This window comes from Rahnella sp. P4_A8, assembly GCF_056402435.1.
On sequence record NZ_JBFUHK010000010.1, the window covers coordinates 116,506 to 134,173 of the forward strand.

Genomic DNA, 17,668 nt, shown 5'->3' on the forward strand with positions numbered 1-17,668 from the left:
AGACGTCTGCAAAGTTTTACCTCTGCGGCAACGCCGGTTGTCTACCGACCTTTCCTATTCCTGACCCCTGCGCTGACCTGTTTCCTATACTGGAGGTTTGTGATTAATTCCGGGAGGGAAGATGAATTTTCTATCACGCTTTGATTTTATCGCGCTGGTGATGGCGCCGGTGTTCTGGATAGGTGTCGCGACGATGTGTGTCGTCACGCTTGTCACGTACTGGCTGCTGAGCTGGCTGGTCTCGTTTTTGCGCAAGGGCGTAAAACGCTGGGGGGAGGTTAATGAGGCCAGCCACCGGATTCGTTTTATTCTGGGCGAGATCCTCAACCGGACGAGTAATTTGCTCATTTTCATTGCGGCTTTTTTGTTCAGCCTGCGGTTCGTTAATCTGCCCGATAATCTCTACAACACCATCAGTCACGCGTGGTTTCTGGTGCTGGCGTTCCAGATGGCATTGTGGCTGGATCAGGCGGTGGTCTCGTGGTTACGTCATATTATGCGTCAGCCCGGTATGAACAAAAATCCGGTAACGCTGGTGATCACCGGGCTGATTTTCCGGGCGGTAGTGTGGTCGGTGATGCTGCTGTCGATACTGGCGAATGTGGGCGTGAACATTACCGCGCTGGTCGCCAGTCTGGGCGTGGGCGGTATCGCTATCGCGCTGGCGATCCAGACCATTCTCAGCGATGTGTTCGCGTCATTATCTATCGGCTTTGATAAGCCTTTCGAAATTGGCGATTTCGTCGTTTTCAATGATGTTGCCGGTACTGTCGAACATATTGGCCTGAAGACGACCCGGATACGCAGCCTGAGCGGGGAACAAATCGTTTGCGGTAATGCCATTCTGCTCCAGCAAACGCTGCATAACTACAAACGCATGCAAACCCGCCGCATTGTTTTCAATTTTGGTGTCGCGATTAATACGCCGCCGGAAAAGCTGCGCAATATCGGTGACATGGTAAAGGAAATTATTATTGATGTCGGCGAAACGAAATTCGACCGCGCACATTTGCTGGGTTTTGGTACCGATCGCCTGAATATCGAAGTGGTCCACATCGTCAATACTGCCGATTACAATAAATACATGGATATTCAGCAGGAAATTAATATTCGTATTATTGAAAAGCTGATCGAGCAGGGGATCGAAATGGCATTGCCGAATATGATTGTTAAAACCCAGGCAGAACGTGACCGTTAAGATGGCGAGGACGCTATCAGGATGACCGGGGAGAAGCCCGGCCAGACAGCCATGTCTAGCTGGTCGGTCAGCGTAATTTCTTTATCGCTGAACAGATCCCGGTAGTGCCGGTAAGCAAGGTGGGGCGGCAGTACAATTTCCGCCTGCGGGAACCCCCGGGCTGGCAAACCCAGCACCAGACGCGGTGCCGCAACAATCACCGCATCGTCATTGTGCACCCGCGCAAACGCGATGATGTTTTCGGCGTGCTGGCCGGTCACACTGAGCGGAACATAGTCCCCCTGCTGAAACAGCGCAGGTTTTTGCTGGCGAAGCCCGGCGAGCGTCGCCACGAGGTATTGTTTCAGCTGGCCGTTCAGCTTTCTTTCTGCCTGGCCCCGGCCCGTTTTATCATCCTGTCGTAACAACCGCGCCAGCCCGGTGAAATCCGGCAGACGACGGTTATCCGGATCAACAAGGCTGAAATTCAGCGCCTCGCTGCCCTGATAGATATCCGGTACGCCCGGCGCCATCAGTTTGATTACCGTCTGGGTCAGGCTGTTCACCAGTCCGGCATGGATAAATGGCTGGATCGACGCGTGGAAATCTTGCAGGAATAGCCGGTTTTCCGCTGAAAGCAGATGATGCGCGTAATCCAGCACGGCCTTTTCATAGTCTTCGTTGTTGTTATCCCAGTTGGTGCGCAGCTTGGCTTCCCGCAGCGCTTTTTCGACGAAACTCTGAAATCTTTCGTCGAGTTCCTGCAAACCCTGTTCATCTTCAGGCGTCAGCGTGACCGGCCACGCGCCCGCCAGCGCCTGATACAGCATCCATGTCAGCGCAGGGCGCGGTGCCGGGCCATCGGGAAGCATAATCACCTTTGACTCGTTCATCCGGTGCCAGCGTTTTACACAGGCGGCCCAGTCTTGTGGCGCTTCGGTCAGCGTAAACAGTCTGGCGCGGGCATCTTCCCCCCGTTTGGTGTCATGCGTGGATGTCGCGGAAAGCGCCGCCGGTTGCTCTTCGCGGCGTTTTATCATCTCCGTATGGAAGCGGCTGAGGGAGAAGGTGCGAATTAACGGTTCAGCGCCGACTTCGTTCAGCGCCAGTTCCATGTTCTGGCGGAAGAAAAGTGTGTCTTCCACCGATTTTGCCATCAGCGGTCCGGTCAGTTGCTGAAAGCGGGTACGGAATAAACCGGCCTGCGATGCCGCCGCAGCAGAGGTTTCTCCACAAAGAATACGCGCCAGAAACGCAAGGATTTCAGGCTGAACGGCAAGGGCCGGGGCGCTGACCTTGCGCAGGATCTTGTGCAAAAGCGCGGTGTCTTCTGCGGGCATACCCTGTTCGGTGCCGTAAGTGCGGTACACCGGAAAGGCGATCAGTAATTCGCGCAGCGCGGTACGGATATCATTTTCGTCATACATCGTGCCCCCGGTCCCGGCGATGCTGTTCGCCAGTTTCCACAGCGTGGTGTACTCGCCTTCGAAATTCTTTTCCACCATCATAAGCTTGGCCGCACGCAGCTCGTTGCGCATGTCCACCGGCTTGCCGACCACGCTGTCGTAAAGCTCGCTAAGCACCGCGATATTTTCATCGTTGACCAGCACATCCGAAAGCGAGGCAATGAACTCATAGCCGGTGGTGCCGGAGACCGGCCAGTCCGGCGGCAGGCGCTCGCCTTTGCCCAGAATTTTCTCCACCGTGATATAGCAGTCCGGCCCGGCCTTCTCCCGCAGGCGTTCAAGATAGGCTTTGGGATCGGCAAGACCATCCACATGATCGACCCGCAGGCCATCGGCCACACCGGAGCGGACCAGCTCGAGGATCAGCCGGTGCGTATCATCGAAAACCCCCTCGTCTTCCACGCGCACACCCGCGAGGCCGGTGATTTCGAAAAAGCGCCGGTACGAGAGTTCACGGGGCGCGTCACGCCAGCACATCAGGCGGTAGGGCTGGCGCTCATGTAATTCAGCCAGTTCTGTTTTGCTCAGGTCATCTGTTTTAGACGCCGTGAGAGTGCCGGGCGCAACGGGATAATACGTATCGAAATAGGCGAAAGCGGGCTGACCGGTTTTGGGATCAGGCTTCAGCACAATGTCGCCTTTTTCCAGCGCATCCTCAAAAGCGTCCCCGAGGAAAGGCAGCGTCAGGCGACGCGACCAGTCGATATCAAAATGGCGTGCATAACGGCTCTTTTTGCCATGTTCAATGACGTCACGCCACCAGATATTCTCAAGTGAGGCCGCCATATGATTGGGCACAATGTCGAGGATCAGCCCGATCCCCGCCGCTTTCAGCGCCTGTGCCATACGGTCGAAACCTTCACGCCCGCCAATCGTCGGATCAATTTCGTTGGCGTTGGTAACATCGTAGCCGTGCGTGGAACCAGACGTCGCTGTAAACACCGGGGAAGCATAAAGATGGCTGATCCCAAGTTGTTTTAAATAGGGGATAAGCCCTGTCGCGGTGTCAAAGTTCAGTCCATTACGGAACTGAATGCGGTAAGTCGCGGTGGGGATTTTCACAGTAAGACTCCTGGCGCAAAACGGACAATAAGGGAAGCGGGCACCGACGTCGCGGCATCCTGCGGCCAGGCAAAGATCGTTTCTCCTGGCAGTTCAGGAAGCGGATGCGTGTCCTGGCCAACGTTGAGTACCAGCGAAAGCGTGCCACGGGGGAATGTCCATTTAACGGAGAGAAAACCGGTTGAGGTTTCGACAATCTGGCCGACTTCTCCTTTCGCAGGCGTCAGTAAGGGCACGATGTATTTCCGGCGCAGCGCCAGCAGCTTGCGGGTCAGCGCCAGGGTGTTTTCGCCTTCGGGATGTGTCAGTTTCTGCCAGTCAAGTTTCGAATTTTCGAACGTACTGAGAGCGTTAGGATCGGGGACCGCGTCGTTGCCGTAACCGTTGTGTCCTTCAAATTCACGGGCGCGCCCCTCGCGAACCGCCTGCGCCAGCTCACCTTCAAAATCGGTGAAGAACAGAAACGGATTGGTTTCGCCGTATTCTTCGCCCATAAACATCAGCGGAATATGCGGCGATAACAATAAGGCGGCGAACAGAACGCGCGTACGTTCAGTGCCAGCCAGCGTGATCAGCCGGTCGCCGTGCGCACGGTTACCAATCTGGTCGTGATTTTGAATGAAATCGACAAAGGCGACCGGCGGCTGTCTGCGGCTGACCGTACCGCGCGGTTTAGCGGTTTGCGGCGATTTTTCGCCCTGATACGCGAAACCTTCCGCTAACGCGCGTGCCGCCAGTTTCTCAGGGTTCTGCGCGAAATCCTGATAGTAGGCGTGGGTTTCACCGGTGCTGAGAACGTGGATGGCGTTATGGAAATCGTCATTCCATTCGGCGGTAAACAGTGGGACGGTGCCGTCGGCATTACGCGGGTGTAAAAAGATGACGTTGCGGCTGTCTTCGGTGGTCAGATGCACCGGGCGATCGGTGATCGCTTCGCGAATTCGTTCGGCGATTTCAATCAGAATATGCGGGGAAGAGGTGTCTTTCATCTGATCGATGGCATCAAAGCGCAGGCCGTCAAGCCGGTATTCTTTTAGCCAGTACAGCGGTGCTTCCACGATATAGCAGCGGGCCGCTTCGTTTTGATAATCGATGCCCGCACCCCAGGCCGTCATGCGTTGAGCATCGAAGAAATCCGGCGCGAGCAGTGGCAGATAATTACCTTCCGGACCAAAGTGGTTGAGCACGATGTCCAGCACCACGGAGATGCCGACACCGTGCGCCGCATCGACAAACGCCTTGAAATCTTCCGGCGAGCCATAAGCGGAGTGAGGCGCGTACAGCAAAACACCGTCATAACCCCAGCCGCGTTGCCCCCCAAATTGTGAGAGCGGCAGCACTTCAATCATGGTGATGCCGGTTTCTGCCAGATAAGCGAGTTTTGCCTGCGCGGCGCTGAAAGTGCCTTCGGGTGTGAAGGTGCCGATATGCATTTCATAGACGACGGTTTCTTCCCACGGGCGGCCTTTCCAGTGGTGATTTCGCCATGCATAGCCCGATGATGAGGTGACCAGGGAAGGACCGTTGACGCCTGCCAGCTGGGCGCGCGAGGCAGGATCAGGAACCGGCATGCCATCGGCCAGAATAAACTGGTACTCCTGACCGGCAGAAACACCGGTTGCCACAAACTCGAACCAGCCGTTTTCCGTCGGCTGCATTTCTCTGTCTTCGCCGGAAAGTCTCAGCGTCATGTTGGCCTGACCCGGCGCCCGGACCCGAAAGCGAACTGTCCCGGCGGAAATGAAACTGGCCCCCCAGCTTGTCGTCAATGCATCGCGTTGCATCACTTTACCTCGCAAAATAGTCGCGTTAACCGGCCGTTAGCCAACGAATAATAATCATAGTCGAGGATGAAAAAGAGGGCGATCTTGTCGGATATTAAACCCCGGCACAGAGGCCGGGGCATTCACGGAAAAATTATGCTGGCATCAGGAAGAGGAGGTGAAAAAAACCAGAGAGATAATGAAAGAGACGAGGGTCCCGATGAGCAGCATGCATTTGCTCGGCGTGAAGAACTTCTTGTTCTGATTGGCTTTATAAGCCTTGATTAATAACCACAGCATCACGATGCCAATGATAATAAATATTACGCCACCTGATATACTCGCGACTGGAGCCATATAAGTATCCTTCTCATCGGTAAATTTTAATTATAGCTCAGCATCTGAGAAGCGTTTTCCGCTTCATATTAACAGTTATCGCCCAAACTCACCTCAGGTGCTCCCTTTTGCCCGACCTGCGGCAACATGCAGTTGTGACTGTACTGATGCAGCCGACCAAACGTATAATATCCCGCCGCGATGAGGGCATGGCGGTATTACCGGGTTACGGCGACTTAAGTTAAATAAACCGTGCAATAAACCGGTTGCTATAAAAATAATTTTCAGCCTCAGATAATAATCACACAATACCTAAGGGAATTAAATGAAGTTACTTCATGGTTTGCTTTTTATGCTGTCAGTCGTCATCACCGGACAGTCCGGTGCCGCAACAACGACACTGACTGATGTTCTGGGAAATAAAATAACCTTAGAAACCCCGGTGAAAAGAGCGGTATTAGGTTTCTATTTTGAAGATTATATGGCGGTCGGTGGTGAACAGGCATTTGATCATATTGTCGGTATCTCCCGCGAAGCCTGGCATGGCAAAGTCCCTGCGAACTGGGATATGTATATTAAATATCGTCCGTCCATCGCCAACATTCCGGATATCGGCGAAATCGACCTGCACAACGTGTCGCTGGAAAAAGTGATTAGCCTGAAACCGGATGTGGTTATTTTAGCCAGCTGGCAGTACGCCGCCCTGAAGTATGAAGTCACGCAGCTTCAGAGCCTGAATATCCCGGTTGTCGTGCTCGATTACAATGATCAGACAGTGGAAAATCATGTGAAATCCACGGAAATTATCGGGATATTAACCGGCCAGACTGATCGTGCGAATGAGCTTGCCCGGCTTTATAAAAATAACATCACGCTGATTGAAGACAGGATCAGACAGGCGAATCTGCCGAAGCCAAAAGTCTATATTGAGTTTGGCAATAAAGGTCCGGCGGAGTATTCATTTACCTATGGTGAAAATATGTGGGGGGTGATGCTGCGTCTTGCCGGTGGTGAAAATATTGCGGCACCTTTCGTTAAACAGTGGGGCGAAATTAACCCTGAGCAGTTGCTGGTTGCCAAACCGGATGTCATTTTTATTTCCGGCAGGGAGAACAATAAAGTCGATACGGCGTTAGAAATGGGCATCGGGGTCAATGAAGCCACGGCAAGAGCAAAACTCAACGGATTTGCTCACCGCGACGGCTGGAGTTCATTACCGGCAATTAAAAACGACAAACTCTTCGGGGTTTATCAGGGGGCATCACGGACGCTGGTGGATTTCACCATGGTGCAGTTTATCGCCAAGTCCCTTTATCCAGATTTATTCAGGGATATTGATCCGGTGAAAAACTATCACGATTATTATAAAAAATACCTGCCTGTCATGCCGGTGGGAACCTTTGCGTTATCGGCCAGTGAGAAACCACACTGATCGTGGATTTTCCTGTTAATCGATCCCTTTCAATCCATTTGCTCTCTTTGAAAGGGATCGGTGTACTTACACCCTGGGTGTTGCCAGAAATTGCGGTCGCTGTTCGGCCCGCTGTGTGAAGCTGTTCGCTTGCGCATACTGGTCGGCGTTCATGATATCTGGCAGCATCGATACTGTAAAACTCCAGGCAACGGCGATGCTGATACCGGCTACAGTCAGTATATCAGGGGCGCTTTCCTGCAGGCTGTCATCAAGCATTTGCCATGTCCCCCGGAGCTGTCGGGTCACCCGATCAACCCAGGGCTGATGTTGCTTTTCCTCCGGCCTGAGGCGTCGTTCGTAAACGAGTTGCACCGCTTTTTCACAGGCTGTCAGAGCAAGTCCCGTGAGGCATAATTCCCGCAGGCCTTCCGGCCCGGACTCGGGGGGATTGCCAAGAGAGCGGGTGGACAGTTTCTCCAGATAGCTGATGATTAAGGTTGAGTCCATCAGTACCTGATTGTCTTGCGTGATAAGCGTGGGGACTTTGACCGCCGGGTTAATTTTCACCAGTGTCTCAAAATCGGCAAACACCGAGAGCGGACGATGTTCGAAATCAATACCCAACACTTTCATACAGATAGCCACGCGTCTGACATAGGGCGAATCCAGCATTCCGATCAGAACCATAGTGTTACCTCACCTCATTTTTGTTAATAAATTCGACTACCTGTCTGGCTACAGGCAGTGGAGCATCTTCCATCAAAAAGTGTCCGGCCTGCTCATAGATATGCAGCGTGGAAGACGAAATATCGCGTTGCAGACGCTGGCTATATTCAACGGGCTGCCATTCATCTTCTTTCCCCCATAAGATCTGTACGGGCAGATTCAGAAGAGGGAGCTTCTCCGCAAAGTCTGCCGTGTAACAGGAATTATAGTGAGCGACCTGATGCTGATAAAATGAGGCCTGCTCCACCACGCCACAAAGTGGCGCGAGATATCTCTCCAGCCGTTCCCCTGTCATCACTTCCTTTTTAAAAACGGCCATCTTTAGCTGGCGTGACATCGCAATACAATGTTGGCTGGCCGGTATCAATGCATATTCCGCATAATTATCCCGCATGTCTTTCCATGTAGGCGATGGCCAGGAGTCGTAGCTTGGAATATCGGCGAGGGTGAGTGTCTGGAGGCGGTCCGGGTAATCGAATGCCAGCCGAAGTGAAATTGCCCCACCGATGTCGTGACCCAAAAAGTGTGCTTTATCCAGTTGCCAGTATTCAAGCAGTCGTAGCAGAAAAGTCACCTGTGAGGCTACCGATGTATCCGTTTTCACCGGGCGTTCGGATGCGCCGAACCCAGGCAGGTCATACAGATGAACACGAAAGCCTGCGTCGACAAATATCGGGACGAGTGTCTGCCAGATGACAGAATGCGCAGGCGTGCCATGAACCAGAATCAGCGGCGTGCCTGAGCCGTGGACCCCCGTCGCAATGCGACAACCCTTTATCACAACGTGTTGAGTCAGTAATGGATTACAACCTGGCATAGTTTGCTCCGCTTTTATTCAGTCTGAGCAGGCTATCCGTTGACTGAATATGACGCCAGTGACATTCTTTCCCTCTGGTAACCCACTTTTGTCATAATAAAATGAACAAACGCCTCTCCGTTGATTCGCTCAGGGTGTTCAGAACCGTCGTTCAAACCGGCAGTATGAGCAAAACGGCTTCACTCCTCAGCCTGAGTCAGTCTGCTGTGAGCTGGAAACTCAGGCGACTTGAAGATCAGCTTCAGTGTCAGCTCCTGACACGTCACGCAGGGAAAGCCTGCCCGACTGAAAAGGGCAGCGTGTTACTCCAGCATGCGGTGAAAATACTCAGCGAACACGATAACGCTGTGGCCTATTTTTCACCTTCGGCATTGCGCGGAAAGCTCCGTGTTGGGGTAACTGAACACATTTCTCTGACAGAAGTGTGTTCAGTTATTGCTCTGTTCACTCACCATCATCCTGAGGTGGATGTCCAGCTGGTTGTTGAGCAAAGCCATCTCCTGCGTCAGCATTTTTCTGAGGGGGGACTGGACATCATTTTACACCAGGATTTCACGGGCATGGCCAGCGGCGAAGACAAGGTACTCTGGACAGAAAAATTATACTGGTGTGCACCTCCTTCGTGGCGGTATGCATCCGGTAATCGCCTTAAACTGATCACCTGGGGGACAGATTGTTTTTATCGCCGTATGGCTGAGGAGAAACTGAATCAGGCTGATATTACCTTTATGGTGATGCTGGAGTGCCCTTCAGTGGCAGGTATGCTTGCGGCGATAAATGCAGGCCTTGGGGTGGGAATAATGAATGAATTCAGCATCGCAAAACCGGTTAGCGATCTTTGCGAACTTGAACAGAGGATGCCGTTGCCGTCCGTGGATTGTCTGCTACGTGTGAATGAACACCGCTATAACCCTGCAAGTGAGGCTTTCTGTCTGATACTGAGCCGGCTGATGCAGAGATCTGCTAAGGCGGGGGATATCAATAGCAGTCAGTCATGATTTTATCGGAGAGGCATGCGACTTTCTGATTCATTAATATCGGGTCGTGGCGTCTGCATAATACATATTACCGTTTGCTGAACGGCATCTTTAAATAGTTTTCTGATATTTCATTTAGAAGAATATTAAATTTAATTCGTCAATAAAAATATTCCCATTCTTCTGGCGGGTTCAAGGTAAATTTTATCTGAGCACGATATATTTTCAGCTTGTCGTATTTTGGATGCCCGGGAATGTACGAATTCAATTTGATATTGCTGCTGTTACAACAAATGTGCGTGTTTTTGGTGATTGCCTGGCTGATGAGTAAAACGCGGTTATTTATTCCGCTGGTTCAGGTGTCGGTTCGGCTGCCGCATAAGTTATTGTGTTACATCACGTTTTCCATTTTTTGCATTATGGGAACCTACTTTGGCCTGCATATCGAGGACTCTATTGCCAATACCCGCGCGATTGGCGCCGTGATGGGCGGGTTGCTCGGCGGCCCGGTGGTCGGGGGGTTAGTGGGGCTGACCGGCGGGATCCACCGTTATTCAATGGGCGGTATGACGGCGCTGAGCTGCATGATTTCAACCATCGCCGAGGGATTATTAGGGGGTCTGGTACACAGCGTTTTGATCAAACGTGGACGTATCGATAAGTTATTTAATCCTCTGGTAGCGGCTGGTGTCACCTTTGTTGCAGAAATACTGCAAATGCTAATCATCCTGCTTATTGCCCGCCCGTTTCACGATGCGCTTAATCTGGTCGGCAGCATTGCCGCACCGATGATGGTGACGAATACCCTCGGGGCCGCGATGTTTATGCGTATCCTGCTGGATAAGCGGGCAATGTTCGAAAAATATACCTCGGCGTTTTCGGCCACCGCGCTGAAAGTGGCCGCCTCGACGGAAGGCATTTTGCGACGCGGGTTCAACGAAGAGAACAGCATGAAAGTGGCACAGGTGCTGCTGAAAGAGCTGGATATCGGGGCTGTGGCGATTACTGATCGTGAGAAATTGCTGGCCTTTACCGGTATCGGCGACGATCACCATCTGGTGGGCAAACCCATCGCATCACAATATACCTGGCGTGCTATCGAGAACGATGAAGTGGTGTATGCCGACGGCAACGAGATGCCTTACCGCTGTTCACTGCATCCCAGCTGCAAGCTGGGTTCAACCCTGGTGATCCCGCTGCGGGGTGAAAATCAGCGGGTGATTGGCACGATCAAATTGTATGAGGTTCGCAACCGTCTGTTCAGCTCCATCAACCGCACACTGGGCGAGGGAATTGCCCAACTGTTGTCGGCGCAGATCCTCGCCGGTAAATTTGAGCAACAAAAAGCGTTGCTGGCACAGTCTGAAATCAAGCTGTTGCATGCTCAGGTTAATCCGCATTTCTTATTCAACGCCCTCAATACGTTAATGGCGGTGATCCGCCACGACAGTGATAAAGCCGGTCAACTGGTGCAGTACCTGTCGACCTTCTTTCGCAAGAATCTCAAACGCTCTTCTGAAGTCGTGACGCTGGCGGATGAACTGGAGCATGTGAATGCCTATCTGCAAATCGAGCTGGCAAGATTTCCGACGCAACTGAAGGTGGATTTACAGGTACCGGAGGCCTTTTCTGATCAGAGCCTGCCTGCTTTCACCCTGCAACCGTTAGTGGAAAATGCCATCAAACATGGCACTTCTCAGTTGCTGAGCAATGGCAATATTGTGATCCGCGCTTACAGTGAGGGCGAAATGGTGATCATCGAAGTGGAAGATAACGCCGGGTTATATCAGCCGGAAGAAAGCAGCGACGGGTTAGGTATGAGCCTGGTCGATAAACGTCTGCGGGCGCGCTTTGGCGATGATTATGGCATTACGGTCAGTTGTAAACCGGATGATTTCACCCGCGTCACGTTACGGCTGCCTGCGGAGGGTGCGCCATGTTAAGAGTGCTGATTGTCGATGATGAGCCGCTGGCGCTGGAAAATTTACGCTTACAGCTTCAGGATGAAAGCGATATTGAAATTGTCGGTGAATGTACCAACGCCATTGAAGCGATTGGCGTGATCCACAAAATCCGTCCTGACATTGTCTTTCTCGATATTCAGATGCCGCGCATCAGCGGGCTGGAAATGGTCGGTATGCTCGATCAGCAACATCGCCCGCACATCGTTTTCCTCACCGCGTTCGAGGAATATGCGGTGCAGGCGTTTGAACAGTGCGCGTTTGACTACTTACTCAAACCCATCCAGGCGGCGCGGCTTCAGAAAACGCTGGCGAGATTACGACTGGGCTATCAGGAGCAGGATGTCTCACAGTTACCGCAATATCAGCAGCCGCTGAAGTTTATCCCCTGTATCAGCAGTAACCGTATCTGGTTGTTGCAGCTTGAAGATGTGGCTTTTGTCAGCAGCCGGGTCGGCGGGGTGTATGTCACCGGACAGGACGGCAAAGAGACATTCACCGAACTGACCCTGCGCACGCTGGAAGTTCGTACGCCGTTGTTACGTTGTCACCGGCAATATCTGGTGAATATGGATTATCTGAAGGAGATCCGTCTGGAGGATAAGAACCAGGCGGAACTGCTGCTGCGTGATGGTCAGATTGTGCCGGTCAGCCGCCGCTATCTGAAATCACTGAAAGAGACGGTGGGGCTGTAAACCCCGCCGCTTTTCTTTTGGACACATGGGTCAGACAGGGCTGGCCGGACGCAGCCGGGCAAAGGCCGCGCGGATTTCGGTTTCGGGCAACTGCATGCCAATGAAAACTAACGCACTGCGCGGCGTTTCGTCCGGCAGCCACTCGCGATCCCAGTCGGCGCTGTAGAGGCGCTGTACGCCCTGAAACAGCAGGCGGCACGGGTGATCGGCTATCCATAACATCCCTTTATAACGCATCAGGTTATCGGCAAAACTGGCCAGCAGTTCTTCCATCACCTTCGATATCGCGGTCAGCGCCACCGGATAATCCAGTTCTACCACAATCGAGGAAACGGTGTTTTGCTGTGGCGCGAGGCGATGGAACAGCGGTCTGGCGGCGACCACGTCTTCCTCCAGCATAAATCCGCGGGTATCAAACAGCAGCGCCGGATCGATATCCCCCTGAACTGTTTTATAAACCGGTGCACGGGCATTAATGCGTTGCAGCCGCTCCGTCAGCTCAGGACATTCACCGGACACATCAGTTTTAGTCAGCAGGATACGGTCAGCGTAACCAATCTGCGACTGCGCCAGCGGGAACTGATCCAACTGAGACATGGCATGCACGGCATCCACCAGCGTGATAACGCCATCTAACACATATCTTTCACAGATGACTTCATGCGCGAAAAACGCCTGAAGGATTGGGCCGGGGTCGGCCATGCCGGTGCATTCGATTATCAGCCGGTCAAACTGCACCTCGCCTTTATCCACGCTGTCGAGCAAATCCAGCAGCGCCGATTCCAGCTCGCCCGAACGGGTACAGCAGATGCAGCCGTTGGATAAAGTGGTGATACGTGTGGCACGGTCGCCAATCAGCTGGTTATCGATGGGCATCTCGCCAAATTCATTCTCGATCACCGCAATTTTCATCTCGTGCCGGGTATGCAAGATCTGGCGTAAAAGCGTGGTTTTCCCGGCACCCAGGAAGCCTGTTAATACTGTGACTGCAATTGGCATCATAATTTTATTCCCCTTAACAACAGCGCATTCCGCCTTTACCATCCCCGCCGTAACGCGCCTGCTGACGCTCGCGGAAAAACTCCTCGTAGGTCATTGGCGGCGTATCCGGGTGGTTGGTCTGCATATGCAGGACGTAGGTGTCGTAATCCGGTATGCCCACCAGCATACGTGCGGCCTGACCGAGGTATTTCTTCGCCGCACCTAAGTTGTCAAACATACGTACTCCTTTGAATTTATGCTGAAAAGCCCCGCGGGTGCGGGGCTTTGAGGTAAACGGTCAGTGCCCGGAGGCGATTTTTATCCCTTCCGCAGGAACCGGCACATAAGGCGTTTCCTTATCGGTACGTTTGTCGGTTTTACGTGCCTGCAGGCAGGCGCGGATACCGTAGAAAATGATGCTGTACACCACAATCAGGAACAGAACACTCAGCCCGGCGTTGGTGTAGTTGTTGATGACAATATGGTGCATATTGCTGACTTGTTCTGGTGTCAGGTTCGCGCCGCCAGTGGCAATGCGTTCTTTATACTGACCGGCCATGTAGAAGAAGCCTTCCATCTGTGCATTGGTGCTGAACAGTTTCAGACCCAGCGCCCAGGTGGTGCAGATAAGCAGCCAGATGGCTGGCAGCATGGTGACCCAGATGTACTTCGTACGTTTCATTTTCACCAGAACGACGGTGGCGAGGATCAGCGCGACGGCGGCCAGCATCTGGTTTGAGATACCGAACAGCGGCCACAGACTTTTCACGCCACCCAGCGGATCGACCACGCCCTGATACAGCAGATAACCCCACAGCCCGACACAGCCTGCGGTGCCGATAATCCCGGCGATCAGTGAATCGGTTTTTTTCAGGAACGGGATAAAGTTACCCAGCAGATCCTGCAACATAAAGCGGCCGGAACGGGTGCCCGCATCCAGTGCGGTCAGGATGAACAGCGCTTCAAACAGAATGCCGAAGTGATACCAGAAGCCCATATCGGCCAGCGGCATAATTTTGTGGAACACATGCGCAATCCCGACGGCCAGCGTGGGTGCACCACCTGCGCGGTTCAGCACTGAGGGTTCGCCGATGTCTTTCGCCGTTTGCATAATCTGCTCAGGCGAGATCACAAATCCCCATGAACTGACGGTTGCTGCAGCGTGCGCCGTGACGTCTTTCAGTTGCGCCAGAATCATCGGCGCATGATCACCGCCCAGTTCGTGCAGGTTTGGCATGATGATGCCCAGACCGGCTGGCGGGGTATTCATGGCGAAGTACAAACCCGGCTCGATGATTGATGCCGCGACCAGCGCCATCACCGCCACGAAGGATTCCATCAGCATTGCGCCGTAACCGATAAACCGGGCATCGGTTTCGCAGGCCAGCAGTTTAGGCGTGGTGCCGGAGGCGATCAGTGCGTGGAAACCAGACACCGCACCGCAGGCGATGGTAATAAACAGGAACGGGAACAGGGCGCCTTTCCACAACGGACCTGTGCCGTCGATGTACTGGGTCAGGGCCGGCATTTTCAGTTCCGGATTGAGGATCACGATACCGATCGCCAGCCCGACGATAACGCCGATTTTCAGGAACGTTGCCAGATAATCACGCGGCGCCAGAATCAGCCACACCGGCAACAGAGCGGAGACAAACGCATAACCAATCAGGGTGAAGGTAATGGTGGTGTCTTTGAAGGTCAGCGCCGGACCCCAGTAAGGATCGCTGGCGATAACGCCCCCGAACCAGATAGCCGCGACGAGCAGGATCACGCCAATCACCGAGATCTCACCCACGCGACCCGGGCGGATAAAGCGCATGTAGATGCCCATAAACAGGGCAATCGGCACCGTAGAACACACGGTAAACACGCCCCACGGGCTTTCAGCCAGTGCTTTCACCACGATTAAGGCCAGCACCGCCAGAATAATAATCATGATCAGGAAACAGCCGAACAGGGCGATAGTGCCCGGCACCGGCCCCATCTCTTCTTTGATCATCTCGCCCAGGGACGCGCCGTTACGGCGTGAAGAGATGAACAGCACCATGAAGTCCTGCACCGCACCGGCCAGAACCACACCGGCCAGCAACCACAGAACGCCCGGCAGATACCCCATTTGCGCGGCGAGCACAGGTCCGACTAACGGACCCGCCCCGGCGATAGCGGCAAAATGGTGGCCGAACAGTACGTTGCGGTTGGTCGGCACATAGTTCAGGCCGTCATTGTTGATTACCGCAGGCGTCGAGCGCGAAGGGTCGAGTTTCATGACCTTTTGCGCGATATACAGGCTGTAATAGCGATAGGCCACCAGATAAACCGAGACAGAGGCCACGACTATCCATAAGGCGCTGATATGTTCACCCCGCCGCAGGGCAACCACACCCAGACAGCAGGCACCGAGGAGAGCCACAATCATCCACGGTATGTGCTTGAATAATGCTTTTTTATTCATAAATAACCCGGTTATTTTAAAAGACTCACGAAATACCCGTCTCTGTTTTCTTTATTAAGGACCGCTTTCAGAGAGGCAGGGACCTGTTTTGTTACACACTTTACTGCCCGCATAGGGTGCCAAATTCGCAGGCGCGCAGGGGGGAAACTTGGTAAGCGGTCACAGAGGGAGATAAGCGGTTATTACGCGGAATAAGCGGTTCAGGGAGCGATTAATGCARCAAAATCTGTGATTTAGATCACTGCACCGGTTATGCCTGAAAGCCCGGGCATCGGCGTAACTTTTGTGGCAGAGCCGTGTTTTGACAGGTAAATTATTCATTTGCTAAATGATCCGAGGGATCAATCAACACATTCAGGGAGTTTTTATGAAAGGTAAGTTTCCGCAAGGCTTTATGTGGGGCGGGGCAACGGCGGCCAATCAGGTTGAAGGTGCTTACGATAAGGATGGCAAAGGGCTGTCGATTGTCGATGCGATTCCGGGTGGCAAAGCGCGTCTGAACATCGTTTCCTCACCGGAGTTTGATTTCACCCTTGATACTGCAAACTACACGTATCCCAATCATAAAGGCATCGATCACTATCATCGCTTTCAGGAAGATATCGCGCTGTTCGCGGAAATGGGATTCAAATGTTACCGCTTTTCTATCGCCTGGACCCGCATCTACCCGAACGGTATTGAGCAGGAACCTAACGAAGCGGGGCTGAAGCATTATGATCAGGTGATTGATGCCTGTATTGCGCACGGCATCGAACCGGTGATCACCATTTCCCATTATGAGATGCCGCTCCATCTGGCTACCGCGTTTGGCGGCTGGAAAAACCGTGAACTGATTGGTCACTTTGAGCGTTTTGCCCGCACGGTGCTGACCCGCTTTGGGCATAAAGTGAAGTACTGGATGACTTTCAACGAGATCAACAGCGCGGCGCATTTCCCGATCATGAGTCAGGGGCTGACGGTAAAAACCGGCGCGCTTGAGGCGCAGGCGAAATTCCAGGCGTGGCATAACCAGTTTGTCGCCAGCAGTCTGGCGGTCAAAATCGCCCATGAAACCAACGCACAGATTCAGATTGGTTGCATGATCCTGTTTGCCACCAACTACGCTTATGACTGTAATCCGGTTAATCAACTGGAAACCCTGAAAGAGACGCAGGCGTTTAATTTCTACTGCGCCGACGTGCAGGCCGGTGGTAAATATCCGTATTACGCCAAAAGTTTGTGGAAGTCTCAGGGTGTTGAACTGGATATTCAGCCGGGTGATTTAGCGCTGATTAAAGAACATACGGTGGATTACATTGGTTTCAGCTACTACATGTCTTCAACCATCAACAAAACCAATCCTGATGCGGTTTCGGCGCAGGGCAACTTGCTTGGCGGCGCGCGCAATCCGTTCCTCGAAGCCAGTGAATGGGGCTGGGAAATCGATCCGGTCGGCCTGCGTATTGCCCTCAATCAGCTGTACGATCGCTATGAAAAGCCGTTGTTTATTGTCGAGAACGGGCTGGGCGCCGTCGATAAGCCGGATGAAAACCACTTTATTGCCGATGATTACCGTATCAACTATCTGCGCCAGCATATTCAGGCGATGGCTGAAGCCATTGACGACGGCGTGGAACTGATGGGTTATACCCCGTGGGGATGTATTGATCTGGTGAGTATGTCTACCGGTGAGATGAGTAAACGCTACGGTCTGATTTATGTCGACCTCGACGATAAGATTTCCGGCACCGGTAACCGTTACAGGAAGAAATCGTTCCACTGGTATCAGAAAGTGATCGAGACGAACGGCGCAGATATCAGCTGATATTCCCCCGCCAGGTTTGAAAACAGTCCGGGTGATA

Annotated in this window: 14 protein-coding genes; 7 read left to right on the forward strand and 7 right to left on the reverse strand. The window is 53.0% G+C overall.

Annotation, left to right across the window (positions count from 1 at the left end):
* Positions 1 to 121 precede the first annotated feature (121 nt).
* Positions 122 to 1,198, forward strand: a complete 1,077-nt coding sequence (locus tag AC1DUO_RS08280) for a mechanosensitive ion channel family protein (protein WP_013578133.1) — start codon at positions 122 to 124, stop codon at positions 1,196 to 1,198.
* On the opposite strand, the gene treY is transcribed toward AC1DUO_RS08280, so the two are convergent.
* The gene (gene treY / locus AC1DUO_RS08285) at positions 1,195 to 3,705 is read right to left on the reverse strand and encodes a malto-oligosyltrehalose synthase (RefSeq protein WP_119262318.1); all 2,511 of its coding nucleotides are present in this window, start codon (positions 3,703 to 3,705) and stop codon (positions 1,195 to 1,197) included. The two genes, AC1DUO_RS08280 and treY, sit on opposite strands and share 4 nt — an antisense overlap.
* Complete coding sequence (gene treZ / locus AC1DUO_RS08290) at positions 3,702 to 5,489, reverse strand: malto-oligosyltrehalose trehalohydrolase (protein WP_119262317.1); 1,788 nt, start codon at positions 5,487 to 5,489, stop codon at positions 3,702 to 3,704. Before treZ ends, treY begins: the two co-directional genes overlap by 4 nt.
* Positions 5,490 to 5,624: 135 nt before the next feature.
* Between treZ and AC1DUO_RS08295 the strand changes: the two genes are divergently transcribed.
* Together AC1DUO_RS08295 and AC1DUO_RS08300 are read left to right on the forward strand one after the other, a co-directional pair.
* Positions 5,625 to 5,756, forward strand: a complete 132-nt coding sequence (locus tag AC1DUO_RS08295) for a hypothetical protein (protein WP_255563053.1) — start codon at positions 5,625 to 5,627, stop codon at positions 5,754 to 5,756.
* 373 nt (positions 5,757 to 6,129) lie between these two features.
* On the forward strand, positions 6,130 to 7,236 hold the full coding sequence (locus AC1DUO_RS08300) for an ABC transporter substrate-binding protein (protein ID WP_013578137.1): 1,107 nt from the start codon (positions 6,130 to 6,132) through the stop codon (positions 7,234 to 7,236).
* A 66-nt stretch (positions 7,237 to 7,302) separates the two neighbouring features.
* Here AC1DUO_RS08300 and AC1DUO_RS08305 read toward each other — a convergent pair whose 3' ends face one another.
* Positions 7,303 to 7,905, reverse strand: coding sequence for a glutathione S-transferase (locus tag AC1DUO_RS08305; protein ID WP_013578138.1), 603 nt, complete (start codon positions 7,903 to 7,905; stop codon positions 7,303 to 7,305).
* Between the two features lie 4 nt (positions 7,906 to 7,909).
* A complete protein-coding gene (locus tag AC1DUO_RS08310) occupies positions 7,910 to 8,761 on the reverse strand; it encodes an alpha/beta fold hydrolase (RefSeq protein ID WP_187514643.1) in 852 nt (283 codons plus the stop codon).
* Between the two features lie 101 nt (positions 8,762 to 8,862).
* Here AC1DUO_RS08310 and AC1DUO_RS08315 point away from each other — a divergent pair, with 101 nt between their 5' ends.
* The 3 genes from AC1DUO_RS08315 (at position 8,863) to btsR (ending at position 12,394) form a co-directional block, all read left to right on the forward strand.
* Positions 8,863 to 9,759, forward strand: a complete 897-nt coding sequence (locus AC1DUO_RS08315; RefSeq protein ID WP_013578140.1) for a LysR family transcriptional regulator — start codon at positions 8,863 to 8,865, stop codon at positions 9,757 to 9,759.
* A 233-nt stretch (positions 9,760 to 9,992) separates the two neighbouring features.
* Positions 9,993 to 11,681, forward strand: a complete 1,689-nt coding sequence (locus AC1DUO_RS08320) for a sensor histidine kinase (RefSeq protein ID WP_013578141.1) — start codon at positions 9,993 to 9,995, stop codon at positions 11,679 to 11,681.
* Positions 11,675 to 12,394 (forward strand): two-component system response regulator BtsR, encoded by a 720-nt coding sequence (btsR, locus tag AC1DUO_RS08325; RefSeq protein WP_013578142.1) that lies wholly within the window; start codon positions 11,675 to 11,677, stop codon positions 12,392 to 12,394. Before AC1DUO_RS08320 ends, btsR begins: the two co-directional genes overlap by 7 nt.
* A 30-nt stretch (positions 12,395 to 12,424) precedes the next feature.
* On the opposite strand, the gene yjiA is transcribed toward btsR, so the two are convergent.
* From yjiA to AC1DUO_RS08340, 3 genes are read right to left on the reverse strand one after another with little or no spacing between them, the layout of a single operon-like run.
* The gene (yjiA, locus tag AC1DUO_RS08330; protein ID WP_119262316.1) at positions 12,425 to 13,396 is read right to left on the reverse strand and encodes a GTPase; all 972 of its coding nucleotides are present in this window, start codon (positions 13,394 to 13,396) and stop codon (positions 12,425 to 12,427) included.
* 13 nt (positions 13,397 to 13,409) lie between these two features.
* Positions 13,410 to 13,613: a YbdD/YjiX family protein gene (locus tag AC1DUO_RS08335; protein ID WP_013578144.1), complete on the reverse strand. Its 204-nt coding sequence runs from the start codon at positions 13,611 to 13,613 to the stop codon at positions 13,410 to 13,412.
* Positions 13,614 to 13,673: 60 nt separating this feature from the next.
* A complete protein-coding gene (locus AC1DUO_RS08340) occupies positions 13,674 to 15,827 on the reverse strand; it encodes a carbon starvation CstA family protein (protein WP_119262315.1) in 2,154 nt (717 codons plus the stop codon).
* A 367-nt stretch (positions 15,828 to 16,194) separates the two neighbouring features.
* Between AC1DUO_RS08340 and AC1DUO_RS08345 the strand changes: the two genes are divergently transcribed.
* Positions 16,195 to 17,631, forward strand: coding sequence for a glycoside hydrolase family 1 protein (locus tag AC1DUO_RS08345; protein ID WP_119262314.1), 1,437 nt, complete (start codon positions 16,195 to 16,197; stop codon positions 17,629 to 17,631).
* Positions 17,632 to 17,668: the final 37 nt, after the last annotated feature.